Origin of the sequence: Halobaculum sp. D14 (assembly GCF_051195135.1) — an archaeon.
In the GTDB taxonomy this organism is placed as follows: Archaea; Halobacteriota; Halobacteria; order Halobacteriales; family Haloferacaceae; genus JBNTKA01.
On sequence record NZ_JBNTKA010000001.1, the window covers coordinates 1,032,439 to 1,059,185 of the forward strand.

Sequence of the window (26,747 nt, forward strand, 5' to 3'; positions counted from 1 at the left end):
TTGGCCCGCGAACGATTTGAAACCGCGGGGGTTACGACGCGGGGACGACCCGGGTTCCGGCGTCGCCGTCGAGCGCGTCACGGAGCCGTTCGGGGGACGTGATGAGGGCGGTGCCGCCGGTGTCGGCGACGAACGCCGCCGCCGCCTCGACTTTCGGCCGCATCGTTCCGGCGCCGAACTCGCCGGCCGCCAGCAGGTCCCGAAGCGTCGCCGGCGTCGCCTCCCGAATCGGCTCTTCGTCGGCGGTGCCGAAGCCGCGGTAGGCGGCGTCGACGTCGGTGAGAAACAGCAGCGAGTCGGCGCCGACGGTCTCCGCGAGCAGCCGCGTCGTCCGGTCCTTGTCGACGACCGCGGCGACGCCCTCGTACTCGCCGGGCCGGCCGTCCCGCCTGACGACCGGGACGCCGCCACCGCCGCCACAGATGACCGGGCCTTCGGCGGCCTCCGCGAGCCGCCTGATTCGGTCCGCTTCGAGCACCTCCACGGGGTCCGGTGACGGGACGACGCGCCGGTACGCCCGCCCGTTCGCGCCGTGGACCTCCGTGACCGGGAACGACGCCGACGACGGGTCGAGGTCGGTGTACTCGGGGCCGACGGGCTTGCTCGGGTCGTCGAACCCGGGGTCGTCCGGGTCGACGCGCGTCCGCGTGAGCACCACCACCGGTCGCCCGCCGAAGGCGTCGCCCAGCCCGAGCTGGAGGTGGTAGCCGATGCGCGCCTGCGTCTCCGCCACAAGCACGTCCAGCGGCTCCGGCTCGCCGGACGCCTCCGTCTCCGTCAGCAGGCGCGCGCCGACCTGCGGGCCGTTCCCGTGCGTGAACAGCAGGTCGTGCCCGTCGTCGTGAAGCGGCCGGAGCTCCGTCCGCGTCTCCCGAATCCGGCGGCGCTCCTCCTCGACGGTTCCCTCGCCGCCGCGGAGAATCGCGTTGCCGCCGAGCGCGACCGCGGTCCGCGTCATACCGGGCCGTGTCGCCCCCGGTCAATGGTGGTTGTGGCCGGCCGCGCCCGCCGACCGGGGGTTCGACGCGACGCGGCTACTTGTACGGTTCGCAGACGCGGCGGATGCCCTCCTCGAAGCCGATTTCGGGCTCCCAGCCGGTCGCGTCGTTGATCTTCGAGTAGTCGGCGCAGGTGTGGTAGACGAACTTCTCCTCGGGAATCGGGTTCTCCACGTACTCCGGTTCGAGGTCCGTGCCGAGTTCGTCGTTCAGCATCTCCACGACGTCGTCGGCGCTGTACGCGTCGCCGGTGCCGAGGTTGTAGACGCCGGTGAGCTCGTGGTCGGCGGCGAGTTCGATGCCGCGGACGATGTCGTCGACGTGCGTGAAGTCGCGGGTGTGGCCGCCGTCGCCGTACACTTTCGGTCGCTCACCGTTCGCCATCCAGTCGGCGAACTGCGCGATGATGTTCGCGAACTCGCCCTTGTGGCCTTCGGCGCCGCGGGCGCCCTGGTACACCGAGAAGAACCGCATCCCGGCCATGTTCATGTCGCGGCCGTTCGCGTAGTACTCGGCGTACCGCTCGCGGGCGAGTTTCGACGCCTCGTAGCCGGTGTGCGCCTCGACGTCCATCGACTCCGGCGACGGCTCCGTTCGGCTGCCGTAAATCGAGGAGGTCGTCGCGTAGACGACGGTGTCACAGCCGTTCGCCGCGACCTGTTCGACGGCGTTGACGAACCCTTCGACGTTGACGCGCGCGCCGCGCTGTGGGTCCTCCTCGTGCATGTTGAGCGAGGAGAGCGCCGCGAGGTGGAACAGCACGTCGACGTCCGCCGGCAGGTCGTCGTCGAGGACGGACGCCTCAACGAACTCGACGTCGTCGTCGAGGTTCTCCGGCGTGCCGAGGTAGAGGTCGTCGACGGCGACGACGTCGTTGTCGGCGGCGAGGTGGTTCGCGAGGTTCGAGCCGATGAAGCCGGCGCCCCCGGTGACGAGGACACGCTTCCCTTCCATGTCCCACCGACGCCGCCCCGTCGCCTAAGCCGTGTCGGTCGGCGCCGACACCGGAAACCGCGTCGTTCCGCCTCATCGCCCCGCGAATCCACGCTGTCCGTCGAACTGCGGGACCGCGTTCCGTGGATTTATGCACGTTCACCGGGTATCCTTCGTCATATGTCGTCCATCGAGCTCACCGACAGTCAACGCAAAATCCTGAACGAACTGGTAAACCTCTACCGCGAATCCGAGGACGCCGTCAAGGGCGAGACCATCGCGGAGGCGGTCGGCCGGAACCCCGGCACCATCCGCAACCAGATGCAGAGCCTGAAGGCGCTCCAGCTGGTCGAGGGCGTCCCCGGCCCGAAAGGCGGCTACAAGCCGACGTCGAACGCGTTCGAGGCGCTCGACCTCCAGAGCCTCGACGAGCCGGCGGCGACGCCGCTCTCGCACGAGGGCGAGCGGCTGGAGAACGTGAACGTCCAGGAGATCGACCTGACGTCGGTCCACCACCCCGAGCTGTGCCGCGCCGAGATTCAGCTGCAGGGCTCCGTCCGCGACTTCCACGAGGGCGACTCCGTCACCGTCGGCCCGACGCCGCTGTCGAAGCTGCTCATCCGCGGCACCGTCGACGGCAAGGACGCGTCCAGCTCCGTGCTCATCCTGAAACTGGAGAGCATGGAGGCGCCGGCCGAGGAGCCCGAGCACTGACCGCGGACCCGCCGACGACGAGGCGAGTCCGGCCGAGCCGAGCCGCGACGCGCTCGCTGGACGACGACTGTCGGTGCGTTCTCTCCGTCTCTCGCTCTCTCACTTTTCCGGAGGCGCCTGCCGCGGACGCCGCTCGGTACCGCAGCCGTTCGCGGCCGACCGTCACCGCTACGGAGCCGCTGTTCGGGCAGCCGCAGACTCAGTCGCCGCTGCTCCGGCGGGTACGCGCACGAACTCGGTCGGCTGCCGACGCCGACGATGGCGGAGCGGGAGCCGGCGGCGGCGCTCTCGGTTCGGCGTGACGCGACGAAAAGACCCGAGTCGGTCAGTCCGGAGTCGACGTGGCGGCGGTCAGCCGCCGTCGCTCACATGTCGCTCCAGGCGTTCAGGCCGCGGCCGATGGTCGTGATGTCGGCGATCCACCGCGTCGCGACCGCCTTCTTCAGGAACTTCGCGCCGGTGCCGCCGAACGTGTTCATCGGCACGCCCTGGACGTTGTGGGCGACGGCCTCCTCGCCGACCGAGATTAGCGTCCCCTTGTCGGTGTGGCTCCACGACTGCAGCGGCGCGCCGCGGACCGCTCGGGCGAGGTTCTCCCCGGCGACGTCCGCGGCCTGCCAGGCGGCCTGCGCGGTCGGCGGCGCGACGTCGTCGTCGCCCTGGTCGACGAGCGCGGTGTCGCCGATGGCGAACACGCGGTCGTCGCTGGTCTCGAACGTCGACTCCGCGGTGATGCGGTTCGACCGGTCGTCCTTGTCGAGGTCGACGTCCGCGAGCTCCTCCTGGCCGGTGATGCCGCCGGTCCACAGCAGCACGTCGTACGGGAGCTCTTCGGCCTCCTCGTCCTCGCCGCCGCCGAGGTAGACGGCGTCCTCGTCGGCCTCCGAGATGAAGTCGCCGGTGAGGATGTCGACGTCTTTCGCTTCGAGCCGCTTCCGGATGGCGCCCTGCACCTCGGGGTCGTTCCCGGGGAAGACGTTGTCGAGCCCTTCGACCAGTTTGATGTCGATTGGGGCTTTGGTGTCGTCGCGGTACTCCGCGATTTCGCCGGCCGCCTGGATGCCGGAGAGGCCGGCGCCGCCGACGACGACCTGCGCCGGGTCGGTCGTCGTCGCCTCCTCGCCCGCCTCCTTCACCTGCTGGTGGATTTCGCGGGCGTCGTCGAGCCCCTTCAGGGTGAGCGAGTGCTCTTTCAGCCCGTCGATGCCGAAGAACGCCGTGGCGGAGCCGACGGCGACGAGCAGGTAGTCGTAGTCGATTTCGTCGCCGTCCTCGGTGACGACGGTGCGGTCGTCGACGTCGACGTCCGTGACGCGCCCCTTCACGAACGACGTCTCGTCGGACTTGATCTCCTCGACCGGAATCGCGATCTTCGATTCGACGGACGGCTTCCGGATGACGCGGTGCGCCTCGTGGAGAACCAGGTGGTAGTCGTTCTCGGACACCCAGGTGAGTTCGGCTTCGCCGGGTTCGATGGCGTCCTCGAACGACTTCACTGCGCCAGCCCCGGCGTAGCCGGAGCCGATGACGACGACGTTCGTGCTCATGCGGTCTGGTTCCGACCCATCCGATAAATGCGTGTTGAAACCGACAGGGCCGCGCCCGGGGTTTCCGCGGCCGCGACGCTACAGGCTGAGGCCGGCGTGCCAGTGGTCGACGCCCGCCTCGGCTTTCACGCGGTCCATCCGGGCGAGCAGCGCGGCGGCGAGGCTCGCGGTTTCGGCGGCGCGCGACTCGCCTTCGGTGCGGAACTCGCCGGTGATGCGGTTCGCGTAGACGGTGCAGACGGCGCCGGCGCGCAGCCCGTAGACGTTCGCGACCGTCATGATGGCGGACGCCTCCATCTCGATGTTCTTCACGTCGACGTCGCGGAGCGCCTCCACCAGCTCCTCGGAGCCGGCGGCGCGGAAGCCGTCGAGCCCCGGCCGGCCCTGGCCGGCGTAAAACGAGTCCGCGGACATGGTGACGCCGACGTGGTAGTCGTAGCCGAGCCGCTCGGCGGCGGCGACGAGCGCCGACACGACCTCCTGGTCTGCGACCGCCGGGTAGTCCTCGCGGACGTACTCCTTGCTGGTGCCCTCCTGCCGGACGCCGCCCGAGGAGATGACGAGGTCGCCGACCTCCATCCCTTCCTGAATCGCGCCGCAGGAGCCGACCCGGATGAACGTCTCGACGCCGGCGCGCGCCAGCTCCTCGACGGCGATGGCGGCCGACGGCGACCCGATGCCGGTCGACGTCACCGACAGCGGCTCGTCGTCGTACGTCCCGGTCGCCGTGCGGTACTCGCGGTGCTGTGCGACCTCCTCCGAGTCGTCCCACAGCGCCGTCACCTTGTCGACGCGCTCGGGGTTCCCGGGGAGCAGCACCGTCTCGGCGACGTCGTCCGGGCCGACGGCGACGTGGTACTGCGTCTCATCGTTCGGGTCCTCGCTTGCGTCAGTCATGCCACGGGGTTCGCCGACCGGCCTTGTAGTTCCATCCGTTCGGCGCCGCTGAAATCCGCGGAAGCGAACGCGGGTGAGCGGCGCCCGGCCGATGCGCGACGCTACTCCGCAGGTCCTTCCGACGCTCCGAAGCGCCTGTAGAGCCCGACGAACACGCTCGCGAGCAGGAGGCCGCCGCCGGACGTGACGAGCCAGTTCGAGACGTCCAGCCACCAGAGCCGGAGCGATTCCGGGGTTAGCGCCCCGAGAATCGTTACGAGTAGCCCGACCCAGAACAGTTCGTTGCGCCGATACAGACCGACGAGCCGTTCCCGCATAGCGGCCGTCGCCTCCGTTCGGCAATGACTCTTCGCATCCCGAGAGGCTCACGCTCCGGGCCGCCCGGTCGCCCGGTCACCCGGTCGCTGGGCCGGCGGTTACTCGTCGAGGTCCGCGGGCGGTTCGGTGACGTCGGCGGCCGGTTCGCCGACGGCGGCGCCGTCCTGTTTCCGTTGGGCCTCCTCCAGCGTTTCGAAGCTGATGGTGTTCGGGATGAGGTCGCCGAGGGCGTACCGGGCGAGCGAGTCGCCCTCGTCGCAGACGACCGGGGTGTCCTCCTCGCAGAACTCCGCGAGCGTCTGCCGGCACATCCCGCAGGGCGTGACGCCGTCGCGGGCGGCGGACGTGACCGCGATGCGGGCGAACGAGTCGTGGCCGTCCTTGACGGCTTCGCCGATGGCGACCTCCTCAGCGTGCAGCGAGTTCGAGTAGTTCGCGTTCTCGATGTTGCAGCCGACGTAGACGGTTCCGTCGGCGGTTTCGACGGCGGCGCCGACCGCGTACTCGGAGTACGGGACGTAGGCGTTCTCGGCGGCGTCGCGCGCTGCGGCGACCAGCGGGTCGTCGCTCGGTGAATCGCTCATACAGACGGGTTCGCGTCCCCCCGGGATAAATCCCGAAAGTCCCGACAGAGCCTTACCGCCGCGCCCGGAAGGTCGGCTGTGACTGACTTCGACGACCGGCGCGGCGCCGACGCGGACGGCCCGGCGGAGGCGACCGTCGAGGCGGGCGACGACGGTGCGCGCTACTTCCTCGTCGCCGGCGCGGTCGTGACGCTGTTCGTCGCCGCCGCGGGCTACGTCGTCGCCGCGAACAACGCCGTCGCCGCCGTCGACGTGTTCGGCGTCGTGACGCTCCCCGGGTCGCCGGCGGCGATGGCGGCCTACGGCGCGACGCTGTCCGTCCTCGTCCTCGCCGTCCTGTTCGGACTCGTGTCGATGGCGTCCCGCGTCGACGACGACGCGGTGTGACCGACCTCTGCCCGCGACGCTGCAGCCGCGGCCGTCGCTGTCGCCGCTGTCGCCGCTGTCGCGGTCACTGCGGTCGCCCGGCCCGTCGAGCGGGCGGCTTTTATCGCGGCGGTCCCGACAGCCGATATGTCGACGACGCTCGGCCCGGACGCCGACGAGGGGGGACGGAACCGGAAACGCGGCGTGCTCGCGACGGCGCCGTTCCTCGCCATCGGCCTCGCGGACGTCGTGCTGCTGCTATACTGGGGCATCAATCCGCTGTGGGGGTTCGCGATTCTGCCGCCCATCCTGTTCTGTTCCGTGCTCGCGTACATCGTGTTCTCGACGGACTTCCTCGACGACCGGACGTGACGCGCCGCGGCTCGGCCGCCCGGCGGAGCGGAGGAGCGGGAGAGCGCAGAAGCAGGGCAGTCACCCGGTGTCGTACTTGTACGTCGTCTCGTCCGGGTCGATTCCGAAGTCCTCGGCGGTCTCTTCGATGGCGACGTCGCCGTCGCGGCCGTGCGGGCTCGCCTGCTTGAACCGCTCGCGGTGCCGGTCCGGTATCTCCAGGTCGTCGACGGCGAGCCGAACCGGCTCCACGGAGTCGTCGTCGCCGCGCTTCGCTTCGAACCGCTCCGCCAGCGGGTCGGGGAGCGACGCCGGCTCCACCCGCTCGAAGCCGAACTGCGTCAGGTAGGCGGGGTTGTCCGTGAAGCAGTACACCTCTTCGAACCCCTCGTCGCCCGCCTCTTTCACCAGCCGCTCGACGACGTGCGCGCCGACGCCCTGGCCGCGCCACCGCTCGAGGACGCCGACGCAGGTGAGTTCGCAGTAGTCACCGTCGTCGGTCTTGTGGAGGCGGATGCGGCCGAACCCGGCGCGCTCGTTCGACTCCTCGTCGACGGCGATGACGTAGTCCCGTGAGCGGAACGAGGTCTCGTCGAACCCCATCTCCTCAATCCGGTCGAGCAGCCAGACCTCGTCTCGGTTTTTCGCGTCACGGACGTACATGGGCCTCTGTACGCACCCCCCCGAAAAGTGGTTTGCGGGGCGATACGTCGCGGTCGCGACCCGGCGGCGAACCTGGTTCGGCCCGGACCGAGTCGGACCGGTCCGGTCTGATTTGAACGGTTTCGGTTCGAGCAAGATTCAGGAAACCTACTTACCGGCGGCGGCCCCATCGGCGGAGTAGCATGCCCCCAACGGAGGCCGACACCGACGAGGTAGTCCACGTGCCCGACGAGGCGTTCGCGGAGGCGACGAACGTCCGGCGGTTCATGCGCGAGTACGGCATCGACGACTACGACGACCTCCTCGCGCGCACCTGCGGCGACGTCGACGGCGTCGACGCGTCCGGCGTCGACTGGTTCTGGGACGAACTCGTCGACTACCTCGGCGTCGACTTCGACGAGCCGTACGACGCGGTGCGCGACGACGCGGACGGCCCGCAGTTCACGGACTGGTACCCCGGCGGCGAACTCAACGTCGCCCGGAACGTCCTCGACCGGCACGCCGCCGCCGGCGCTGACTCGCGGAACCGGGTCGCGTGCATCTGGGAGGGCGAACCCGGCGACGAGCGCCACGTCACTTACCACGATCTCCACCGGCAGACGAACCGCGTCGCGAACTACCTCGAATCAGTCGGCGTCGAAACCGGCGACACGGTCGGCCTCTACATGCCGATGGTCCCGGAGGTCATCAGCATCCTCTACGGCTGTTTCAAGGTCGGTGCCATCGCCGTCCCCATCTTCTCCGGGTTCGGCACCGACGCGACGGCGACCCGCATCGCGGACTCCGAGTGCGCCGTGCTGTTCACCGCCGACGGCTTCTACCGCCGCGGCGACGAGGTGACGCTGAAACCGACCGCCGACGACGCCATCGCCGAGGCCGGCCACGTCGACGACGTCGTCGTCTACGACCGCCTCGGCGACGACCGCGACGACCCGGTGCCGTGGACGGAGGGCCGCGACGGCTGGTGGAGCCACGAAATCGAGACCAGGCCCGCCGACTACGACTCCAAGTCGCTGCCGTCCGGCCAGGAGTCGATGCTGCTGTACTCCTCCGGGACGACCGGCGAGCCGAAAGGCATCGTCCACACGCACGCCGGCGTCCTGCTGCAGTGCGCCAAGGAGATTCACTTCGGCTTCGACCGGAAGCCCGGCGACCGGTTCTTCTGGGTGTCCGACATCGGCTGGATGATGGGGCCGTGGACGCTCATCGGCAACCACGCGTTCGGCGGCACCGTCGTCATGTACGAGGGCGCCCCCGACCACCCCGGCCCGGACCGCTTCTGGGACATGATCGACCGGCACGACGTCACCCAGTTCGGCATCTCGCCGACCGCGATTCGCGCGCTCCGCAAACACGGCGACGAGCACGTCGACCGACACGACCTCTCCAGCCTCCGCATCCTCGGGTCGACCGGCGAGCCGTGGGACCCCGAGAGCTGGCTGTGGTTCTACGATCGCGTCGGCGGCGGCGACACGCCCATCATCAACATCTCCGGCGGCACCGAAATCTGCGGCTGCTTCCTGATGCCGATGCCGGACCAGCCGCTGAAGCCGTGCACCCTCGGCGGTCCCGGCCTCGGCATGGACGTCGACATCGTCGACGAGGACGGCGAGTCGGTCGCCGACGACCACGAACGCGGCTACCTCGTCGCGCGCGACTCCTGCCCGAGCATGACCAAGAGCCTCTGGCAGGGCGACGACCGCTACCTCGAAGAGTACTGGTCGACGTTCACCGACCCGCCGCTGTGGAACCACGGCGACTGGGCGCAGAAGGACGAGGACGGCTTCTGGTTCCTCCACGGCCGCGCCGACGACGCGCTCAACGTCGCCGGCCGGAAGGTCGGCCCCGCCGAAATCGAGGGCGTCCTCATCGACCACGACGCCGTGAACCAGGCGGCCGCGGTCGGCGTCCCGGACGACACGACCGGCACGGCCGTCGTCGCCTACGTCGTCCTCGAACCGGACGCCGAGCCGAGCGACGACCTCCGCGAGGAGCTCCGCCGGCTCGTCGGCGAGGAGCACGGCAAGCCGTTCCGCCCCCGCGAACTCCTGTTCGTCGACGAGTTCCCGAAGACGCAGAGCGGCAAGATCGTTCGGCGCGCCATCGGCGCCGTCTACCGCGGCGACGACCCCGGCGACCTCTCCTCCATCGAGAACCCCGACTCGCTCGACGCGCTCCAGGACGCCCGGTAGCCGGCCAGCCGCACACCTTCGCCTCCGCCTCCGCCGCTATTCTCCCGGATTCTGCGACGACGACAGCGGCACGTCCGCGACCGAGAGCGTCGACGCCGCGGACCCGGCGGCGGACTCGGACGCGGCCTCCGAAACGACCGCCGCCGTCCACTCGTCGGCGTCGTCTCGGTCGTCGCCGAGCAGGACGACGGCGCCGCCGACGAGCAGCGGCGCGACGACGCCGGCGGCGACGGCGCGCGGGTCCGAAAGCGGCGCGCGCAGCGCGACCCGGCTGTCGGCGTCGAGCCCGAGCCGGTCGGCCGCGTCGCGAGCAGCGGAGAGAACGTCGGTGTGCGAGTAGGAGACTGCGTCGTCGCCGCCGCGGAGCACCGGCGCGTCCGGGTCGTGGTCGGTCGGCGGGAACGCCGGGTTCTCGCTCCACACCTCCGTCTCCCAGTGGGTCGTGTCCGACCGCGACGGCTCGCCGCCGAAGACGCACAGGCGGCTGCCGCCGTGCAGGTCGAACGCGGATTCCCGGTCTGCGTGCGCGACGACGGCGCGGGCGTCGGCGTCGGTGTCGGCGGTGAACTCGGTCTCCGCGCCGAGCAGCGCCGCACCGAGGAACGTCAGGAGCGCCGGCGGCGTCGCGCGCGGCTCGACGGCGACGCGGTCGGTGGTGCGGACGCCGAGGTACCGAAGCACGTTCCCGGCCTTGTACGCCGTCGTACAGAGGTCGTAGTAGCTTCGCTCGCGGCCCGCCGCGACGTCCACGAGCGCCGCCCGGTCGCTCCGCCGGTCGCGCGCGACGAGTTCGGAGAGGTCCGCGAACGCCGTATCGCCGGTCATAGCTCCCCTTCGTCCGGCACCGGAATGAGTCCAGCGGGTCGCGTCGGTGAAATCCGTGTTTCAGAAACACTTTCGCCGGCGGCTCCGCTCATCCCGGTTCATGGAGACGAACGACTCCTCCGGCGTCGCAGACGCCGCCCTCCAGCGTACAGCCGCCGCGGCTCGGTGGCTGCGCGGTGCCGCGGTGACGTGGACGCTGTCGGCCGCGTACCTCGCCGTCGTCGTCGCCGTCTGCTTCCCGGTCATCGTCGGTACCGTCACGCTCGCCTTCCGGCTGTGGACGTTCCTGTCGCTCGACGGCGTCGCCGGCACGCTGTACTTCTTCGGCATCGGCTTCCTCGTGTTCGCGGAGTTCACGCTGCTGAAGCCGCTGATGGACGCCGCCGGCGACCTGATTCTCCGCCCGGAACAGACCCCGACGGCGCCGCGGCACTGACCGCCCGCAGGTGCCATCCGGCGTCCCGTGGCCGCTCGGCGAAACTGGCTTCTCCGCCGGCCGCGACGGGGATGTATGACCGACGGCCGCGACGACACGGACCGACCGACCCGAGTCGGCGGCGACTCCAGCGAGGAGGCCGGCCCGGAGCCCGACGCAGAAGCCGACGTGGGAACCGATTCGGAGGCCGACCCAGAGACCGACGCGGAGAACGGGACGGATTCGCCGTTCGACGGAACCGCCGGGATGTGGCTCGCGGTCGGTGTCGGCGTCGGCGCCGCGGTCGGCGTGGCGACCGGCGACCTCGGAATCTGGGTCGGCGTCGGGGTCGCCGTCGGCGCCGCGATGGCCGCCGCTTCCTCGAACCTGGACGAGGACTAATCCGGCGCGAACCGGGGTCGCGGGGCGGTCTGCGCCGGTCCGCTAGAACGAGTTCTTGATCTTCTCGAAGAAGCCTTCGCTGACCTCGATGTGTTCGCCGCCGGCCTCGGCGAACTGCTTGAGCGCCTCGCGCTGCTCGTCGTTCAGGTCGTCCGGCGTGGCGACCTGCACCTGGACGTAGAGGTCGCCGCGACCGCGGCCGCGGAGCCGCGGCATCCCCTTCCCCTGCAGCCGGAACGTCTCGCCGCTCTGCGTCCCGGCGGGCACGTCGAACTCGACGGCGCCGTCGAGGGTGTCCAGCGTGACGGTGTCGCCGAACACGACCTGCGGGAACGACACCGGCTCGGTGAGGTGGAGGTCGTCGCCGTCGCGGTCGAACCGGTCGTCTGACTCGACGCGGACGTCGATGAGCAGGTCGCCGTCGCGCGCGCCGCGTTCGCCCGGCGCGCCCTCGCCGTCCATGCGGAGCGTCTGGCCGTCGCGGATGCCGGCCGGGACGTCGACGGTCAGCGTCGACTCCTCGCGGGTGACGCCGGTGCCGCCGCACTCCGAGCAGTCCTCGGAGTACAGTTCGCCCTCGCCCTCACAGCGCGGACACGCCGTCGCCTGCTGGACGCGGCCGAGCGGCGTCTGCTGCACCTGCGTCACCTGCCCCTGCCCGTTACACTCCGGGCAGGTCTGGACGTCCGCGTCCGGCGGGTGGCCCGCGCCGTCACACTCCGAACAGCGCGTCGGCCGCGCCGCAGTGAACTCCTTCGTGACGCCGTCGAACGCCTCTTCGAGCGAGATTTCGAGGCTCGTCCGCAGGTCCTTCCCGGGCCGCGGGCCGCCGCGGCCCCCGCCGCCGCCGAAGAACTCCTGGAACAGGTCGCCGAGCCCGCCCATGCCGCCGGCGCCGCCGCCCATGCCGCCACCGCCGCCGAACGGGCCCTGTCCGCCCATGCCGCCGGCGCCGCCGCCGACGCCGCCGCGCTTTTCGGCCTGCTCGAACTGCTCGTGACCCATCTGGTCGTACGCCTGCCGCTTCTCCTCGTCCGACAGCACCTCCTTCGCCTTCTTGACCTTCTTGAACTTCTCCTCGGCGTTCGGGTCGTCGCTGACGTCCGGGTGGTACTCGGTCGCTTTCTGCCGATACGCCTGCTTGATCTCGTCCTCGGAGGCGTCCCGCGAGACCCCCAGTACCTCGTAGAAGTCCTCGCTCATTCAGTATCGTAGTATAGAACGTTCGGAGTATTTGAAACGCGTGGCTTGGCGGCCGACGGCGACCGTCTCCCGTGGACCGCGCCACCTGGCTTCGAGGGAGCGCAGTGGAATCGGGGGACGGTCGGCCGGCTTACTCGTCGTCTTCGTCGTCGTCGACGTCTTCGAAGTCGGCGTCGACGTACTCGTCGTCGCCCTCGCGGGCGTCGCCGCCCGCTGCACCGCCCGGGCCTGCCTGGCCGCCCATGCCGCCCATGCCGCCGGGGCCGGCGCCGCCCGCTGCGCCGCCCGCGCCGCCCGGACCGGCCTGCGCCTGCTGGGCCTCCTGCTGGTACATCTGCTTGCCGATCTCCTGGAGTTCGTCGCTGAGCTCCTCGGTCGCCGCCTCGAGTTCGTCGGCGGTCGCGTCCTCGTCTTCGAGCACCGCCTCGACGTCCTCGATTGCGGCTTCGACGTCCGCTTTCACGTCGTCGTCGACGTTCTCCTCGTTCTCCTCGAGCAGCGTCTCGGCGCGCTGCACCGCGGACTCCGCCTCGTTGCGGGCCTCGATGCGCTTCCGGCGCTGTTCGTCCTCCTCGGCGTGCGCTTCGGCCTCCTGCTGCATCTCCTCGATCTCCTCGTCGCTGAGGCCGGCGCCGCCCTCGATGGTGATGGACTCGGCGTTGCCGGAGCCCTGGTCCTCCGCTTCGACGTTGACGATGCCGTTCTCGTCGATGTTGAACGACACCTCGATCTGCGGGGTGCCGGCGGGCGCCGGCGGGATGCCGGTCAGCTGGAACTCGCCGAGCAGCTCGTTCTCCTCGGCGATTTCGCGTTCACCCTGGAAGACGCGGACCTGCACCGACGTCTGGTTGTCGGCGGCGGTCGTGAAGATCTTCGACTCCTCGGTCGGGATGGTCGTGTTCTTCTCGATGAGCCGCTCGAACAGGCCGCCTTTCACCTCGATGCCGAGGCTGAGCGGCGTCACGTCCAGCAGCACCAGGTCGTCGACGTCGCCGGAGAGCACGCCGCCCTGAATCGCCGCGCCGAGCGCGACGGCCTCGTCGGGGTTGACGTTCTTCTTCGGCTCGACGCCGAGCAGCTCTTCGACCTTCTCTTGGACCTGCGGCATCCGGGTGGAGCCGCCGACCAGAATCACTTCGTCGATGTCGCCCTTGTCGTAGCCGGCGTCGTCGAGCGCCTGCTCCGTCGGCCCGACGGTGCGGTCGATGAGGTCTTTCGTGATCGACTCGAAGGTGGCGCGGGTCAGCTCGGTTTCGAGGTGGACCGGGCCGGAGTCCGTCGCCGTGATGAACGGCAGATTCACCGTGGTCTGCTTCCGCGAGGAGAGCTCGATTTTGGCCTCCTCGGCGGCGTCTTTCAGCCGCTGGAGCGCCTGCCGGTCCTCGCGGAGGTCGATGCCGTGTTCGTTTTCGAACTCGTCGGCGAGGTGGTCGATGATGGCCTGGTCCCAGTCGTCGCCGCCGAGGTCGTTGTCCCCGTTCGTCGCGACGACCTCGTAGACGCCGCCGCCGAGGTCGAGCACGGAGACGTCGAACGTGCCGCCGCCGAGGTCGTACACGAGGACGGTCTGGTCGGACTCGTCGTCGAGCCCGTACGCCATCGCCGCCGCCGTCGGCTCGTTGACGATGCGTTCGACCTCGAAGCCGGCGATTTCGCCGGCGTCCTTCGTCGCCTGCCGCTGCTTGTCGTTGAAGTAGGCGGGCACCGTGATGACGGCGCGTTCGACGTCGTCGCCGAGGTACTCCTCGGCGTCCCGCTTGATCTTCTGGAGGATCATCGCCGAAATCTGCTCCGGCGTGTACTCCTCGTCGTCGATGTCGACGGTGTACCCCTCCTCGCCCATGTGGCGCTTGATGGACTGGATGGTCCGGTCGGGGTTCTGCACCGCCTGGTTCTTCGCCGGCTTCCCGACGAGCCGCTCGCCGTCGTCGGCGAAGCCGACCACGGACGGCGTCGTCCGGTCCCCTTCGCCGTTCACGATGATTTCGGGGTCGTCACCCTCCATGACCGCGAACGCCGAGTTCGTCGTCCCGAGGTCGATCCCGAGAATCTTGTCGGTCGCCATGTTGTCCTGTTCTACGCGGCCGGACTCCGTTAAACGTTACTAGACAGGGCCGCACACGGCCGACAGCTCCCTCGACGCCGTACTGCGATTTCGGATTTTCCGCCGAATCGGAGTGGCAACGCTTATCACGAACCGCGGAGCCAGTCGCCGCGCCCGGTCGCCGTCGGTACGCGTTCGCGGAATCGGTACTTACGCGTCGGCGACGTCGTCGAGGTCCGCGAGGAACCGGTCGAGGACGGCTTCCCGCCCGGTCGACGCGAAGAACTCGTGGCCGCCGTCGTACAGCCGGATTCGGTCCGCGGGCGCCCGGTCGCCGATGGCGTGCACGTCGACGACGCGGTCGCTGAGCGAGCAGTGCACCGCGCTCCCCTCGCGGAACGGCGGCAGCGACGCCTGCGCCGCCCGGACCGCGTCGAGCCACGCCGGCGACGCGCCGCGGTCGGCCGCCGTGTCCTGCGTCTCCGGCTGGAGGTCGCCGATGAGTTCGGGTTCGTGCTCCAGCGGGACGACGCGGCGCGACACCGGGAGCGTCGCCAGCAGCGGGACGAGCAGCCCGGCCGCGCCGGACGTCTCCAGCCCCCAGAACGGCGACGAGTAGACGCGGGGGTCGTCGCCGGGGACGTGCGCCAGCGTCAGGCCGCCGAGGCTGTGGCCGGCGCAGGCGTCCGGGTCGACGTCGTCGCGGACGCGGGTCAGCGGCTCCGCGTAGTCGCGGGCGAAGTCCGTTCCGTTCTCCGGGACCACCGCGGCGTGAACGGTCCAGCCGGCGTCGGCGAGGCTCGACAGCAGCCAGTCGACCGTCTCGTGGCCGGGCCGGTTCCCCCACCCGAGCGCGAACAGCAGGTCGCGGTCGCCGTCGCCGCGGACGTGGACGTCCATCTACGAGTCGCCGTCGCTCACCGTCACCTGCGCGGCCTCGATGACCTTCCCGGCCATCTCGTAGCCCGGCTTGTACACCTCGGCGATGGTGTCGGCAGGCTGGTCGGCGTCGACGCGCATCAGGACCTCGTGCCGCTGCGGGTCGACCTCGTCGCCGAGGTCCGGGTCGATGACGGAGACGCCCTCCTCGTCGAACACGCGGTCGAACGACTCCAGCGTCGACTCGACGCCGGGCCGGATGTCGGCGTCTTCGTCTTGGTCGAGCGCCCGGACCAGGTTGTCGCGCACCTCGGTGAGCCGCGTCACCAGGTCCTCGGTGGCGCGCGCTTTCTGCTGCTCCTGCCGCTTTTTCGCGCGCTTCTTGTAGTTCTCGAAGTCGGCTTTCGTCCGCGACAGGCTCGACTTCAGCTCCTCGACGCGCGCCTCCGCCTCCGCGGCGCGCCGCTCCATCTCTGCGACGTCGCGCGCGAGCGCCTCGTCGTAGTCGGCGACGCGGTCAGCCAGCGCCGGTTCGGCGTCGGCCGCCGGCTCTCCCGACGCGCCGTCCCGCTGCTCGTCGGACGCCTGCTCGGCGGGGTCCGCTTCGGCCTCTTCGCTCATACCCGTCCAGACACGTCGCGGAGAAATACGGGTTGCGGATTCGCCGCCCGAGCCGCGCCACCCGGTCTCCGCTATTCGCCGCCGTGCGCCTCGTGGACGTCCCGGAGTTCGTCGATGTGCCGCCACAGCAGCGACACCGCGGCGTCCGCGTCCATGTACCCCTGCTCGTACTCCTCGCGGACCGTTTCGGCGTCGGCGAGGAACGCCGAAACCGCCGCCGTCAGCTCCTCGTCCGCGGGGACGTCCTCGGCCTCGTCGTCTGCGGCGTCTGCGCCGGTGTCGTCGGAGCGTCGACTCATAGCGGTGGCTTGTTGCTCCACCTACCTCGGTGTTGTGCCCGAACGGCCGGCGGTGCGCCCGACCCGGGCCGAGGAGCCGAGACGGAGCGGCGACCAGAGTACATTTCTGCCGCGGCGACTCACGGCCACGTAGTGACCGTCGTGCTGCGGTTCGAGGACGGAACCGTCGTCGTCGACGGCGACGTGCAGTCCGCGCTGAGCGACGTGCCGGACGTCGAAGCCGACCCGCGGAGCGGCGTCGTTCGCGCGCCGGCGGGCCGGTACCGCGCGGTTCGGGACGCGCTCGCCGACGCCGGCGTCGACGTGGACGACCGCGTCGCCGTCGCGGACGACGACCGGCTGGAGCTGACGCTGCGGTACGACCTGCGCGACTACCAGCAGGACGCGCTGGACGCGTGGCGCGACGCGGGCGACCGCGGCGTCGTCGAACTCCCGACCGGGAGCGGGAAGACCGTCGTCGCGCTCGCGGCGATGGCGGCGCTCGGCGTACCGACGCTCGTGGTGGTGCCGACCGTCGACCTGCTGACGCAGTGGCGGCGCGAACTCGAATCCGAGTTCGACGAGCCGGTCGGCCAGCTCGGCGGCGGCGAGCAGCGCGTCGAGCCGCTGACCGTCGCCACCTACGACTCGGCGTACCTCCGCGCCGACGACGTCGGCGGCGACTTCGGCCTCGTCGTCTTCGACGAGGTCCACCACCTCGGCGGCGAGGGCTACCGCGACATCGCGCGGCTGTTCGCGGCGCCGGCGCGGCTCGGCCTGACCGCGACGTTCGAGCGACCCGACGGGGCGCACGAGGTCGTCGCCGAACTGGTCGGCCCGGTCGTCCACCGGCTCTCCGCTGACGACCTCGCCGGAGACCACCTCGCGGAGTACGAGGTCCGCCGCGTCGAAGTCGACCTCTCGCCGGCCGAGCGCGACCGCTACGAGGAGGCTCAGGGGACGTTCGTGGACTACGTCCGGGACGCCGGCATCACGTTCCGGTCCGGCTCGGACTACCAGGAGCTGGTGAAACGCTCCGGGAACGACCCGCGGGCGCGCGAGGCGCTGCTGGCGAAACAGCGCGCCCGCGAAGTCATGATGAACGCCGACGCGAAAGTCGAGGAGCTGGCGCGCATCCTCGACCGGCACCGAGACGAGCGCGTCATCGTCTTCACGGCCCACACCGACCTGGTGTACCGGCTCTCGGACCGATTCCTGCTGCCGGCGATAACCGCGGAGACCGGCGCCGCCGAGCGCCGCGAGATCCTCGACCGGTTCCGCGACGGCGAGTACAGCCGCGTCGTCGCCGCGAACGTCCTCGACGAGGGCGTCGACGTCCCGGACGCGTCCGTCGGCGTCGTCATCTCCGGCAGCGGCTCCGAACGCGAGTTCACCCAGCGGCTCGGCCGCATCCTCCGGCCGGGCGACGACGGCGCGAAGACCGCGACGCTGTACGAGCTCGTCACCGCCGAAACCGCCGAGGAACGAGTCGCGGACCGCCGGCGCTGAACCCGGCTCTCGCCCGGCCGCGACGACTCTGGACGACCCGCGACGCCGAACTCACTCGATGGTGACCTGGAGCGACCCGTCCTGCTGGAACTTCGCGTACGACAGCGACGTTTCGAGGACGACGGTGACGCGCTCGCTCGCGCCGACCGTCACCTGCTCGCTGGCCGAGTCTTCGGCGCCGCTGGCCGAGGCCGTCGCGACGACGGTGCCGGTGCGCTGCTCGCCGCTCCGGTTTTCGACCGTGACGCTGACGTGGAGGTCGCCGTCGTCGGACTCCACGTCGGTGAAGTCCGCGACGACCAGTCCGGAGCCGGAGACGACGGTCGACTCGGGGGAGCGCGGCGGCGTCTTCGGGCCGGACGGCGCGGCGCTGTTCGTACAGCCGGCGGCGACGCCGAGCCCCGCGACGCCGGCGACGCCCTTGAGCAGTCCGCGGCGCTTCATACCCGCGAATCAGCCGCCCCCGCCATGAGCCTTGTCCATCCTCCGTCGGTCCCGTGTGTTCTGTCCGCCTCCGCACCGTCGCGGCTTTACGCCGGGGTCGCCAACGGCGGGTGTGCTGCGGAAGGACCTCCTGCGCGTCTCTCGTCGCGGCGGCTACCGCCCGGAGTTCGTCCGGGGCGACCCGGACGCGTCGGCGCTGGCCGCGCGAGTCATCGGCGTGTATCAGGGCCACGTCGGGGAGCCGCGTCGCCGCCTCACGGCGTCGCTGGAGGCGCTCGAACGGGAAGCGGACGACTTCAAACTGGTCCGGGGGTTCGCGGCGCTGCTGGAGCGGGAGGCGACGTTCGAGACGTCGGCGTCGCTGCCGCCCGAGCGCGCCCGCCGCGCCGCGTTCGCCGCCGCCGAAGAGGTCGGCGTCGTCGACGAAGCGGACCGGGAGGCGGCGCTGTCGCTGGCGGCGGACCGGCTCGGCGTCGACGCGGCCGCCGTCGAGTCGTCGCTGTACACCGACCGCGACCCGAACCAGGTGCTCGCCGCCGTCGACGTCCGCTGGGACCCCGCGTCGCTGTGTGAACAGTACGACCTGTCGCTCGCGCAGACCGCGCTGTTCGACGCCACCGAGGTGCGCGTCCGGTCGAGCGACCCGAAGGCCGTGGTGTCGGCGGTGAAGCGGCTCGGGCTGCTGTACGAGATTCGCCGGCCGGCCGACGACGCCGGCGCGGAGCCGGTCGCGGCCGGCGACGACGCGGCGTCGAACCGCGAGGTCGTCGTCACCGGCCCGGACGCGCTGTTCCGGCGGACGCGCCGGTACGGCACGGCGTTCGCGCGGCTGCTCCGCACCGTCGCGTCGACGGCGGCGACGTGGGAGCTGACGGCGACAGTCGACGACCGCGGCCGCGAGTACACGATGACGCTGACGGACGACGACGTGTCGGTGCCGGGCGTCGAGCCGCTGGCGGAGCCGTCGTTCGACTCCGGCGTCGAGGCGGAGTTCGCGGCGCGGTTCCGCGCGCTCGACCTGGACTGGGACCTGGTCCGGGAGCCGGAGCCGCTGGCCGTCGGCACCCGCGTCATGATTCCGGACTTCGCGTTCGACTACCGGCACGCCGACTTCCGCGTGTTCTTCGAGGTGATGGGATTCTGGACGCCGGCGTACGTCGAGAAGAAACTCGGCCAGCTCGCCGGCGTCGAGGACGTCGAACTGGTGGTCGCGGTCGACGAATCGCTCGGCGTCGGCGAGGAAATCGCGGCGCGCGACCACCGCGCAGTCACGTACTCCGGGTCGGTGCGCGTGAAAGACGTCGTGGACGTGCTCCGCGAGTACGAAGCCGACCTGGCCTCCGAGGTGACCGCGTCCCTCCCCGCCGAACTGACGCCGGACGCCGACGTCGTCGACGCCGACGAACTGGCCGCCGAGTACGGCGTTCCGACCGACGCCCTCGACGACGTCGCGTTCCCCGAACACGAACGGGTCGGCGGCGCGCTCGTCAGGCCCGCCGTGCTCGACGCCGTCGCCGCCGAAATCGCCGACGGCGACGACTTCGCCGACGCGGAAGCCGCGCTGGAGGACCGCGGCATCAGCGACGCGTCGGCGGCGCTGTCACGGCTCGGCTACCGCGTCGCCTGGGACGGCCTCACCGGCGGGACGGTCCGCGCCGTCGAAGGCGACGAGTGAGAGAACGGGGTTCGGCTCGGTCGTCGTCTTCGTTCAGCCGTCCAGTTCGGGGAGGTCTTCCTGGTAGCCCTTCGGGACGACCGACCTGAGTTCGTCGTAGAGGTAGAGGCCGACGCCGATGGGTTCGGCGTCGCCGGCGACCTCGTGGGTCGCGATGAGGTAGCCCCAGTCGCCGTCCCACTCCGGGAGGTCCTGGTCGTGGCCCGCCGCGAACGCCGAGGCCTGGCCGGGCGACAGTTCGATGACGTTCTTCGTCGCGAGCCGCCCCCAGCGCTGCGCCGCCGTCGTCGTCGGCTTCCAGTGCTCCTGCCGGGTGCGGAGGAACGTCATGCCGACGCCCTCGCGCTCCTGCGGCGACGGCAGGTCCGCGGCGAACGCCCACAGCTTTCCGGCGCCTTTCTCCCAGAAGGTGTAGTCGTCGAACGTCTCCGGCGGAATCCCGAACCGCTCGTCCCACCACTCCAGCACCGCCTCGCGCGTGGCGCGCCCGTCGACCTCGCGGTCGGCCGCCGTCGCGGGAAGCCGGTCGAACTGCTGGCCGTCGTTCTGCTGGCCGTCGTTCTGCTGGCCGTCGTTCTGCTGGCTGTCGTCCTGCTGGCCGCCGCTCTGCTGGCCGTCGTCGGTCATCAGGCGCCCACCTCCAGTTTCGCGACGAAGAAGCCGCCGGTGTCGTTGAGGTGCGGGTAGACGCGGTGGGCCTTCGCGACCTGGTCGTCGTACTCGTCGTCCTGCCACTCGGTGACGCCGGGCCGGGAGTCGAGCGGGCAGTCCCAGTCGGCGACGCGGCAGTCCTCGGCGTCGAGCACGTGGTCGAGGACGGCCTCGTTCTCCTCGGGCGCGAACGTGCAGGTGGAGTAGACGACGGTGCCGCCGGGCTTCGTCGCCTGGACGGCGCGGGCGAGAATGCCCTTCTGGATGCCGCTGACCTCCCGGACGTGCTGGAGCGTCCACTGGTCGAGCGCGTCCGGGTTCTTCCGAATCGTGCCCTCACACGAGCAGGGCGCGTCCACGAGCGCCGCGTCGAAGGCGTCGAAGTCGAAGCCGTTCAGCGAGTAGTTCCGGGCGTCTTGGTGGTCGACGACGAGGTTCGTGACGCCGAGCCGTTCGGCGTTGTGCCGGAGCGCCGAGATGCGGCCGAGGCTGGTGTCGTTGCCGACGAGGACGCCGCGGTCGCTCATCAGCGCCGCGAGGTGGCTCGTCTTCGACCCGGGGGCGGCGCAGGTGTCGAGCACGCGGTCGCCCGGCGCCGGGTCGACGGCGAGCGCCGGGAGCGACGACACCTCCTCCTGGCCGTGTATCCAGCCGTGCGCGTACGGCCACGTCGTCCCCGGCGACCGGCTGTCGAGCCGGAAGACGCCGCGGTGCCAGTCGGCGCGCTCGTAGCCGACGCCCTCCTCGTCGAACGCGGCGGCGACGCGGCCGGCGTCGGCTTTGATGTCGTTGACGCGGACCACCGACGGGAGCGGCCGGTCGCACGCCGCCCGGAACGCCGCCTCGTCGTCGACCAGCGGCGCGTACCGGTCCAGCGGATTCATGGCGAAGCGTTCGTCGGCGCTCCGGTAATCGGTTTCGAACGCGGCTCGTCGGCCGCGACCCGCGGTGGAGCGACCGAACAGGGGGCGGCCGGGGCGGCGTCAGACACGGCCTTCGCCCGCTCCGCCGTCAGAGGCCGACGAACCCCTGTACGTGACTGACTAGCACTCCGCAGATGTGGGTGAGTTGACTTGTCGGACAGTCGTCGGACAGACGGCCGTGTAACCAACTCCCAATGGGCCGTGGTCTGTGGGTTCGAGGCTGTCTGACGGACGCCGTCTGACGCCGGCTGCTGTTCGGTGGCAGTCCGGCGGCTGTTCCGTGGCTGTTCGGCGGTTGTCGAGCGACCGTTCGGTGGGCGGCCGGTGACTGGCGTACGTTTACGGTCGCTCCGCGCTCACTGGGGGTATGGCGCACGTAGACGTCGTTTCGGACGCGGACCTGCACGAGCCGGTGCTCGTCGAAGGGCTCCCCGGAGTCGGGCTCGTCGGGAAAATCGCGGTCGACCACCTCGTCGACCAGCTCGACATGGAGCACTACGCGAACGTCCACTGCGAGGCGCTCCCGAAGGCCGCCGCGTACGGCGGCGGCGACTCGACGCTCCGCACGCCGGTCCGGCTGTACGCCGCCCCGGAGGCCGACCTGCTCGCGCTCCAGTCGGACGTGACGGTGTCGCCGGACGCCGCCGCCGAGTTCGCCGGCTGCATCGCCGACTGGTTCGCGGAGGCGTCGGTGACGCCGCTGTACGTCGCCGGCCTGGAGCGCGACGAGCCGTCCGACGGCGCCCCGCGACTCCGTGGCGTCGCCGCCGGCGAGGGGGACGCGGTGCTCGACCGCGTCGGGGTTTCGGCGCCGGACGAGCCCGGCATCGTCTCGGGGCCGGCGGGCGCGCTGCTCAGCCACGCGCTCGCGACCGACCAGACCGCCGTCGGGCTCGTCGTCGACGCGGACCCGAAGTTCCCCGACCCGATTGCGGCTCAGGCCGTCCTGGAGGCCGGCGTCGAGCCGATTGCGGACGTCGACGTCGACAGCGACCGCCTGGAGTCGCAGGCGACGCAGATTCAGCGGGCGAAAGAGCAGTTCGCCGAGGAGGTCCACGAGGACGGCGAGAACGCCTCGCGGGCGCACCGGCTCCGGATGTACCAGTGAACGCCCCGCGTCGCCGTCGCGTGTCCGACACGTCTCCGCCCGTGAGATTCGACGGGTATATCCCTCGGTGGTTTCGACGGTGAGTCGATGAGAGCCGCCGAGTCCGGCGCCGGCCCCGGAGCCGAGGAGGTCCGCCGTGGGTAGCCTCAGCCTCGACGCCGTCGAAAAGCGGTACGCCGAGACGGCGGCGCTCGACGGCGTCTCGCTCGCCGTCGAAGAAGGGGAGTTCTTCACGCTGGTCGGCCCCTCCGGCTGTGGGAAGACGACGACGCTCCGGGTCATCGCGGGGCTGGAACCGCCGACGGCGGGAACCGTCCGGTTCGGCGGCGACGACGTCGCCGACGTGCCGACGGAGGAGCGCGGCGTCGGCATCGTCTTCCAGAACTACGCGCTGTTCCCGCACATGACCGTCCGCGAGAACGTCGCCTACGGCCTCCGGTTCCACGACCCGCCGGCGGACCAGTCGGTCGACGAGCGCGTCGCGGACCTGCTCGACGTCGTCGACCTCGCCGGGATGGGCGGCCGCGAACCGGACCAGCTCTCCGGCGGCCAGCAGCAGCGCGTCGCGCTCGCCCGGGCGCTCGCCCCGCAGCCGGAGGTGCTGTTGCTCGACGAGCCGATGTCCGCGCTCGACGCGCGGCTCCGCGAGGAGCTCCGGCGGCAGGTGAAGTCGATTCAGGCCGAACTCGGCGTCACGACCGTCTACGTCACCCACGACCAGGCGGAGGCGCTCGCCGTCTCCGACCGCGTCGCCGTGATGAACGACGGCCGCGTCGAGCAGGTCGGCACGCCGCGGGAGGTGTACCGCGAACCGGCGACGCAGTTCGTCGCGTCGTTCGTCGGCGAGAACAACCGGTTCGCCGGCGTCGTCACCGGCGCCGACGGCGCGGACCGCGACGGCGGCGAGCCGCGTCCGACTTTCACGGTCGACGTCGACGGCACGTCGTTCCGGGTCGCCGCCGACCGAGTGGACGGAGATTCCGACGGGGACACGGCTCCGTCCGTCGGGGACGACGTCGTGTTCTACGTTCGACCGGAGGCGCTCGACCCGGCGGCGTCGGACAACCGGTTCACGGTCGCCGTCGAGACGACGGAGTTCCTCGGCGAGGCGACGCGGCTCCACGGGGCGTGGCGCGGCCGCGACGTCGTGGTCCGGGGCGACCCTGACGCCGACGTCGACGTGGACGAACTCGCGGTGGGGTTCGCGCCGTCGGACGCGGTCGTCGTCGCGCAAGATTGACCGTCTCGGCGGCCGCAGCCCCGGCCGTGATTACGCTCGCTTCCGACTTCGGGACGCCGTACCCGGCGGCGATGAAGGGCGTTTTGCTCTCGCGGACGGACGCCAGACTGGTCGACGTCGCCCACGACTTTCCGCGGCAGGACGTCCGCGCCGCGGCGTTCTGGCTCCGCGAGACGCTGCCGTACTTCCCGCCGGCGACGCACCTCGTCGTCGTCGACCCCGGCGTCGGCACCGACCGCGCGGCCGTGGTCGTCGAAGCCGGCGGTCACCGGTTCGTCGCGCCCGACAACGGCGTCGCCGTCCCCGCCGCTCGCCGAATCGCGTCCGCCGACCGGACGACCGACACCGCCAGCCGCGACGGCGACACCGATGCCGACGCGCCGTTCTCCGTCTCCGAAATCGAGTACGACGACGCCGAGACCGCGTCCACGACGTTCCACGGCCGCGACGTGTTCGCTCCCGCCGCGGCCGACGTCCACGACGCGGACCGCGTCGGCGACGTGGCGCGCTGCACCCCGACCGACGACTGGGTCGACCTGCGGTTCCCGGAGCCGGCTGTCGACCGCGACGGCGGCGTCGCCGTCGGCGAAGTCCTCGTCGTTGACGGCTTCGGCAACGTCGTCACGAACGTCCCCGGCGACGTGCTGGCCGACGCTGACGGGTCGACCGTGGCGGTCGGCGGCGAACCGGTCCCGGTCCGGGACGCGTACGCCGCGGTCGGCGTCGGCGCTCGACTCGTCACGGTCGGCAGCCACGGCAACGTCGAACTCGCCGTGAATCAGGGCCGCGGCGACGACGCCTTCGGCGTCGGCGTCGGCGACGAGGTGCGGCTGGCGTGGTGAGTCGGCGTCACGAGCGGATGGCGTCCGAGACGGTCGGCGCCGTCCCGTACACCGATTCGAGCAGCCACTTCGCCTCGACGTACCGGGCGACGTCGGAGGCGACCCACGACAGCTTCGGGTCCTCGTCGAGGTCGGTGAACTCGCTGTCGGCGTACCGAACCAGCCGGTCGTACTCGGCGGCCTCGTGCCGTTCGAGGAGCCGGTGGGCGTCGTCGCGCCGCCACCGGGTCGCCGCGTCGACCGCGTCGCTCCGAATCCCGGCGACGCGGTCTGCGGTCCGTATCGGCTCGTAGTCGTCGCGCTGCATCGCCGACTTGAGGCCGTCGTAGGCCGTGACGGCGACGAGCCGGCTCTGGGCGGCGACGACGGCTCGCGCCGGCTCGCCGTCCCGCCGGAGTTCCGCGGCCCAGTCGTCGTCTGCGGCGTCGAAGTGGAGGCTTTCGAGCGCCCACGCCGACGGGGTTTCGCGGAGCCGCTTCGGAATCCCGGCGGGCGTCCGAGACGTCGGCGCCCGGGTGTTCGCGGCGTCGACGAGCCGCTCGCTCGCGACCCGGAACCGCTCTCGCAGCGTCGTCGCCGCCGACAGCGACGCCCGGTATCGGTCGGCGACGTACGCGGCGTCGTCGACGGAGGCGCGGGCGCGCTCGACCAGTCCGGCGACGGCGCCGACCGCGAGCACGCTCGTCTCCGCGCGGACGTCGCCCTGGACGGCGTCCATGAGCGCCTCGTCGGCGCGGCCGAACAGTTCCTCGACGAGCGCGTGGACGACCAGCGCGGCGGCCGGGTCGCCGCCGGCGTACCGGTGGTCGTCGCGGGCGGCGGCGAGTCGGTCGCGCACCGGCGCGGCTCGCTCGGCGGCCCGCTCGGCGGTGAGGTCGCCGTCGATGGCCGCCCAGGTGCCACGTGCCTCGGCGGCGCACTCGCGGGCCCGTCGCGCCGCCGCCATCGCTTCACGGCGAGTCCGGGCCGACGCGGCGTCCTCGATTCCGGCGCGCGCCTCGTCGCGGACCCGCGCGAGCCGCTCGCGGACGACGCCGTTCGGCACCTGCGCCTCGGTGAGCGACGCCGGGACGTCCGCGAGCAGTTCGCGGGCGCGGGCGACGGCGTCGTCGAGGTGTGACTGTTCGACGCGGACGGGGAGCGGCCGGAACACGCGCGGCGGCGACGACGACACCATCTTCCGGAGGCGGTCGGCGTCCAGCCGCGGCTCGGACTGCAGCGGGTTCTCGACGCCGCCGCAGCCGGCGAGCGCGGCGGTGCTCGCCGCGCCGACGGCACCCAGAAGCCCTCGGCGCGTCACCGCGGTCGCCGGGTCCGTGTCGAGCCGCCGGTCGCTCCCGGTCATCTGTCTGCCTCCGTCGCCGCGGTCTCGGTGCCGTTCCGGAGCCGTTCCGGGACGTGACACTCGCCGCTCGACACGGACGAGCCGTAGCCGCGAAGCTGTTCGTGGTCGAGCGCCGCGGGGAGCCGGATGAGCACCGCGGCGGCGTCTTCGGCGTCGGCGGAACACGCGGCGTCGTACGGCCGGAGCTGTCTCGCGTAGCTCGTCTCGATTTCGTCGCGGCTCCACGCGACGTAGCAGAGTTCGCGGCGGTAACACTCCGGGACCGAAAACCCCTCCACCCAGACGGACTCCGAGGAGAAGTCGGTCTCGTCGATGAACCGGCGGGCGCCGTCGCGGCCGTCGACGGCGGCGAACTCGACGCGGTCGGCGCGGCTTCGGGAGTCCACGAGCAGGTAGTTCCGGTGGTTCTCGGGCGTCGCCCCGCCGTCTTCGGTGGTCTCGTCGCGGAGCCAGACGAGCGGGTCGGGCGCTGCCGCCCGGAGACGGTACGTCGGCGGCGACGCGTCGGCGTTCGGCTTCCCGGGGCGGGCCGCCACTGTCGGCGTCGGGCTGTCGCGCGACTCGGCGCCGCAGCCGGCGAGCGCGGCTGCTAAGCCCGTGGTTAGCCCTGCGGCTGTGCGGAGGGCGCGTCTGCGGGTGAACGGGGGCATTCGTCGTCGGACCGTCACCGCGGCGGTGGAAAGACGTTACGGAGCGACCGTTCGGAGCCGCCGGGGCGGCCGTGAACCGTGCGCCGCCGGCCGGGTTCCGGAGGGGAAACGCCTAACTCGGCCGGAGTCC

The 26,747-nt window shown here is 71.4% G+C and carries 29 protein-coding genes; 11 read left to right on the forward strand and 18 right to left on the reverse strand.

Going from position 1 to position 26,747, the window contains the following annotated elements; genetic code table 11:
- Positions 1-31 precede the first annotated feature (31 nt).
- A complete protein-coding gene (locus ACQUST_RS05325; RefSeq protein WP_435125853.1) occupies positions 32-958 on the reverse strand; it encodes a carbamate kinase in 927 nt (308 codons plus the stop codon).
- 76 nt (positions 959-1,034) lie between these two features.
- Positions 1,035-1,952 (reverse strand): NAD-dependent epimerase/dehydratase family protein, encoded by a 918-nt coding sequence (locus ACQUST_RS05330; RefSeq protein WP_435125856.1) that lies wholly within the window; start codon positions 1,950-1,952, stop codon positions 1,035-1,037.
- 159 nt (positions 1,953-2,111) lie between these two features.
- Between ACQUST_RS05330 and ACQUST_RS05335 the strand changes: the two genes are divergently transcribed.
- A complete protein-coding gene (locus tag ACQUST_RS05335; RefSeq protein ID WP_435125859.1) occupies positions 2,112-2,645 on the forward strand; it encodes an HTH domain-containing protein in 534 nt (177 codons plus the stop codon).
- Positions 2,646-3,010: 365 nt separating this feature from the next.
- Here ACQUST_RS05335 and ACQUST_RS05340 read toward each other — a convergent pair whose 3' ends face one another.
- From ACQUST_RS05340 to cdd, 4 genes are all read right to left on the reverse strand, one after another.
- The gene (locus tag ACQUST_RS05340) at positions 3,011-4,192 is read right to left on the reverse strand and encodes an NAD(P)/FAD-dependent oxidoreductase (RefSeq protein ID WP_435125860.1); all 1,182 of its coding nucleotides are present in this window, start codon (positions 4,190-4,192) and stop codon (positions 3,011-3,013) included.
- A 78-nt stretch (positions 4,193-4,270) separates the two neighbouring features.
- A complete protein-coding gene (locus tag ACQUST_RS05345; protein WP_435125863.1) occupies positions 4,271-5,089 on the reverse strand; it encodes a nucleoside phosphorylase in 819 nt (272 codons plus the stop codon).
- A 101-nt stretch (positions 5,090-5,190) separates the two neighbouring features.
- Positions 5,191-5,406 (reverse strand): hypothetical protein, encoded by a 216-nt coding sequence (locus ACQUST_RS05350; protein ID WP_435125866.1) that lies wholly within the window; start codon positions 5,404-5,406, stop codon positions 5,191-5,193.
- A gap of 99 nt (positions 5,407-5,505) precedes the next feature.
- Positions 5,506-5,991 (reverse strand): cytidine deaminase, encoded by a 486-nt coding sequence (gene cdd, locus ACQUST_RS05355; protein ID WP_435125868.1) that lies wholly within the window; start codon positions 5,989-5,991, stop codon positions 5,506-5,508.
- Positions 5,992-6,069: 78 nt separating this feature from the next.
- On the opposite strand from cdd, the gene ACQUST_RS05360 reads away from it, so the two are divergent.
- A complete protein-coding gene (locus tag ACQUST_RS05360) occupies positions 6,070-6,378 on the forward strand; it encodes a DUF7520 family protein (protein ID WP_435125871.1) in 309 nt (102 codons plus the stop codon).
- 126 nt (positions 6,379-6,504) lie between these two features.
- Positions 6,505-6,729 (forward strand): hypothetical protein, encoded by a 225-nt coding sequence (locus ACQUST_RS05365; RefSeq protein WP_435125872.1) that lies wholly within the window; start codon positions 6,505-6,507, stop codon positions 6,727-6,729.
- Positions 6,730-6,789: 60 nt separating this feature from the next.
- Here the strand turns inward: ACQUST_RS05365 and ACQUST_RS05370 are convergent, their stop codons facing one another.
- Positions 6,790-7,371 carry a GNAT family N-acetyltransferase gene (locus ACQUST_RS05370; protein ID WP_435125875.1) on the reverse strand — a complete coding sequence of 194 codons (582 nt, stop codon included), beginning with the start codon at positions 7,369-7,371 and terminating at the stop codon, positions 6,790-6,792.
- A gap of 182 nt (positions 7,372-7,553) precedes the next feature.
- On the opposite strand from ACQUST_RS05370, the gene ACQUST_RS05375 reads away from it, so the two are divergent.
- Positions 7,554-9,563 (forward strand): AMP-binding protein, encoded by a 2,010-nt coding sequence (locus ACQUST_RS05375; RefSeq protein ID WP_435125878.1) that lies wholly within the window; start codon positions 7,554-7,556, stop codon positions 9,561-9,563.
- A 36-nt stretch (positions 9,564-9,599) separates the two neighbouring features.
- Here ACQUST_RS05375 and ACQUST_RS05380 read toward each other — a convergent pair whose 3' ends face one another.
- Positions 9,600-10,388 (reverse strand): acetyl-CoA synthetase, encoded by a 789-nt coding sequence (locus ACQUST_RS05380; protein ID WP_435125881.1) that lies wholly within the window; start codon positions 10,386-10,388, stop codon positions 9,600-9,602.
- Between the two features lie 100 nt (positions 10,389-10,488).
- On the opposite strand from ACQUST_RS05380, the gene ACQUST_RS05385 reads away from it, so the two are divergent.
- Positions 10,489-10,824, forward strand: a complete 336-nt coding sequence (locus ACQUST_RS05385; protein ID WP_435125883.1) for a hypothetical protein — start codon at positions 10,489-10,491, stop codon at positions 10,822-10,824.
- Between the two features lie 75 nt (positions 10,825-10,899).
- A complete protein-coding gene (locus tag ACQUST_RS05390; protein ID WP_435125885.1) occupies positions 10,900-11,205 on the forward strand; it encodes a hypothetical protein in 306 nt (101 codons plus the stop codon).
- 42 nt (positions 11,206-11,247) lie between these two features.
- Here ACQUST_RS05390 and dnaJ read toward each other — a convergent pair whose 3' ends face one another.
- From dnaJ to ACQUST_RS05415, 5 genes are all read right to left on the reverse strand, one after another.
- Entirely contained in the window at positions 11,248-12,408 is a 1,161-nt protein-coding gene (gene dnaJ / locus ACQUST_RS05395; protein WP_435125887.1) for a molecular chaperone DnaJ, read from the reverse strand.
- Positions 12,409-12,538: 130 nt separating this feature from the next.
- The gene (gene dnaK, locus ACQUST_RS05400; protein ID WP_435125888.1) at positions 12,539-14,473 is read right to left on the reverse strand and encodes a molecular chaperone DnaK; all 1,935 of its coding nucleotides are present in this window, start codon (positions 14,471-14,473) and stop codon (positions 12,539-12,541) included.
- Positions 14,474-14,662: 189 nt separating this feature from the next.
- On the reverse strand, positions 14,663-15,352 hold the full coding sequence (locus ACQUST_RS05405) for an alpha/beta hydrolase (protein ID WP_435125891.1): 690 nt from the start codon (positions 15,350-15,352) through the stop codon (positions 14,663-14,665).
- Positions 15,353-15,952 (reverse strand): nucleotide exchange factor GrpE, encoded by a 600-nt coding sequence (locus ACQUST_RS05410; protein ID WP_435125893.1) that lies wholly within the window; start codon positions 15,950-15,952, stop codon positions 15,353-15,355.
- A gap of 71 nt (positions 15,953-16,023) precedes the next feature.
- Positions 16,024-16,251, reverse strand: coding sequence for a hypothetical protein (locus ACQUST_RS05415; protein WP_435125896.1), 228 nt, complete (start codon positions 16,249-16,251; stop codon positions 16,024-16,026).
- A gap of 132 nt (positions 16,252-16,383) precedes the next feature.
- Between ACQUST_RS05415 and ACQUST_RS05420 the strand changes: the two genes are divergently transcribed.
- The gene (locus tag ACQUST_RS05420; protein WP_435125898.1) at positions 16,384-17,739 is read left to right on the forward strand and encodes a DEAD/DEAH box helicase family protein; all 1,356 of its coding nucleotides are present in this window, start codon (positions 16,384-16,386) and stop codon (positions 17,737-17,739) included.
- A 51-nt stretch (positions 17,740-17,790) separates the two neighbouring features.
- Here ACQUST_RS05420 and ACQUST_RS05425 read toward each other — a convergent pair whose 3' ends face one another.
- On the reverse strand, positions 17,791-18,183 hold the full coding sequence (locus ACQUST_RS05425; RefSeq protein ID WP_435125900.1) for a hypothetical protein: 393 nt from the start codon (positions 18,181-18,183) through the stop codon (positions 17,791-17,793).
- 112 nt (positions 18,184-18,295) lie between these two features.
- Between ACQUST_RS05425 and ACQUST_RS05430 the strand changes: the two genes are divergently transcribed.
- Positions 18,296-19,858 (forward strand): DUF790 family protein, encoded by a 1,563-nt coding sequence (locus ACQUST_RS05430; protein WP_435125902.1) that lies wholly within the window; start codon positions 18,296-18,298, stop codon positions 19,856-19,858.
- A gap of 33 nt (positions 19,859-19,891) precedes the next feature.
- Here the strand turns inward: ACQUST_RS05430 and ACQUST_RS05435 are convergent, their stop codons facing one another.
- The gene (locus ACQUST_RS05435) at positions 19,892-20,485 is read right to left on the reverse strand and encodes a DUF7122 family protein (RefSeq protein WP_435125905.1); all 594 of its coding nucleotides are present in this window, start codon (positions 20,483-20,485) and stop codon (positions 19,892-19,894) included.
- Positions 20,485-21,393, reverse strand: a complete 909-nt coding sequence (locus ACQUST_RS05440) for an RsmB/NOP family class I SAM-dependent RNA methyltransferase (protein ID WP_435125907.1) — start codon at positions 21,391-21,393, stop codon at positions 20,485-20,487. The genes ACQUST_RS05435 and ACQUST_RS05440 overlap by 1 nt, the downstream gene beginning before the upstream one ends.
- A gap of 406 nt (positions 21,394-21,799) precedes the next feature.
- Between ACQUST_RS05440 and ACQUST_RS05445 the strand changes: the two genes are divergently transcribed.
- The 3 genes from ACQUST_RS05445 (at position 21,800) to ACQUST_RS05455 (ending at position 24,622) form a co-directional block, all read left to right on the forward strand.
- Positions 21,800-22,540, forward strand: a complete 741-nt coding sequence (locus ACQUST_RS05445; protein ID WP_435125910.1) for a proteasome assembly chaperone family protein — start codon at positions 21,800-21,802, stop codon at positions 22,538-22,540.
- Positions 22,541-22,676: 136 nt separating this feature from the next.
- On the forward strand, positions 22,677-23,780 hold the full coding sequence (locus ACQUST_RS05450; RefSeq protein ID WP_435125913.1) for an ABC transporter ATP-binding protein: 1,104 nt from the start codon (positions 22,677-22,679) through the stop codon (positions 23,778-23,780).
- Between the two features lie 26 nt (positions 23,781-23,806).
- Entirely contained in the window at positions 23,807-24,622 is an 816-nt protein-coding gene (locus ACQUST_RS05455) for an SAM hydrolase/SAM-dependent halogenase family protein (RefSeq protein WP_435125916.1), read from the forward strand.
- 7 nt (positions 24,623-24,629) lie between these two features.
- Here the strand turns inward: ACQUST_RS05455 and ACQUST_RS05460 are convergent, their stop codons facing one another.
- Positions 24,630-25,967 (reverse strand): hypothetical protein, encoded by a 1,338-nt coding sequence (locus tag ACQUST_RS05460; RefSeq protein ID WP_435125918.1) that lies wholly within the window; start codon positions 25,965-25,967, stop codon positions 24,630-24,632.
- Positions 25,964-26,617, reverse strand: a complete 654-nt coding sequence (locus tag ACQUST_RS05465; RefSeq protein WP_435125921.1) for a hypothetical protein — start codon at positions 26,615-26,617, stop codon at positions 25,964-25,966. Before ACQUST_RS05465 ends, ACQUST_RS05460 begins: the two co-directional genes overlap by 4 nt.
- Between the last annotated feature and the right edge of the window lie 130 nt (positions 26,618-26,747).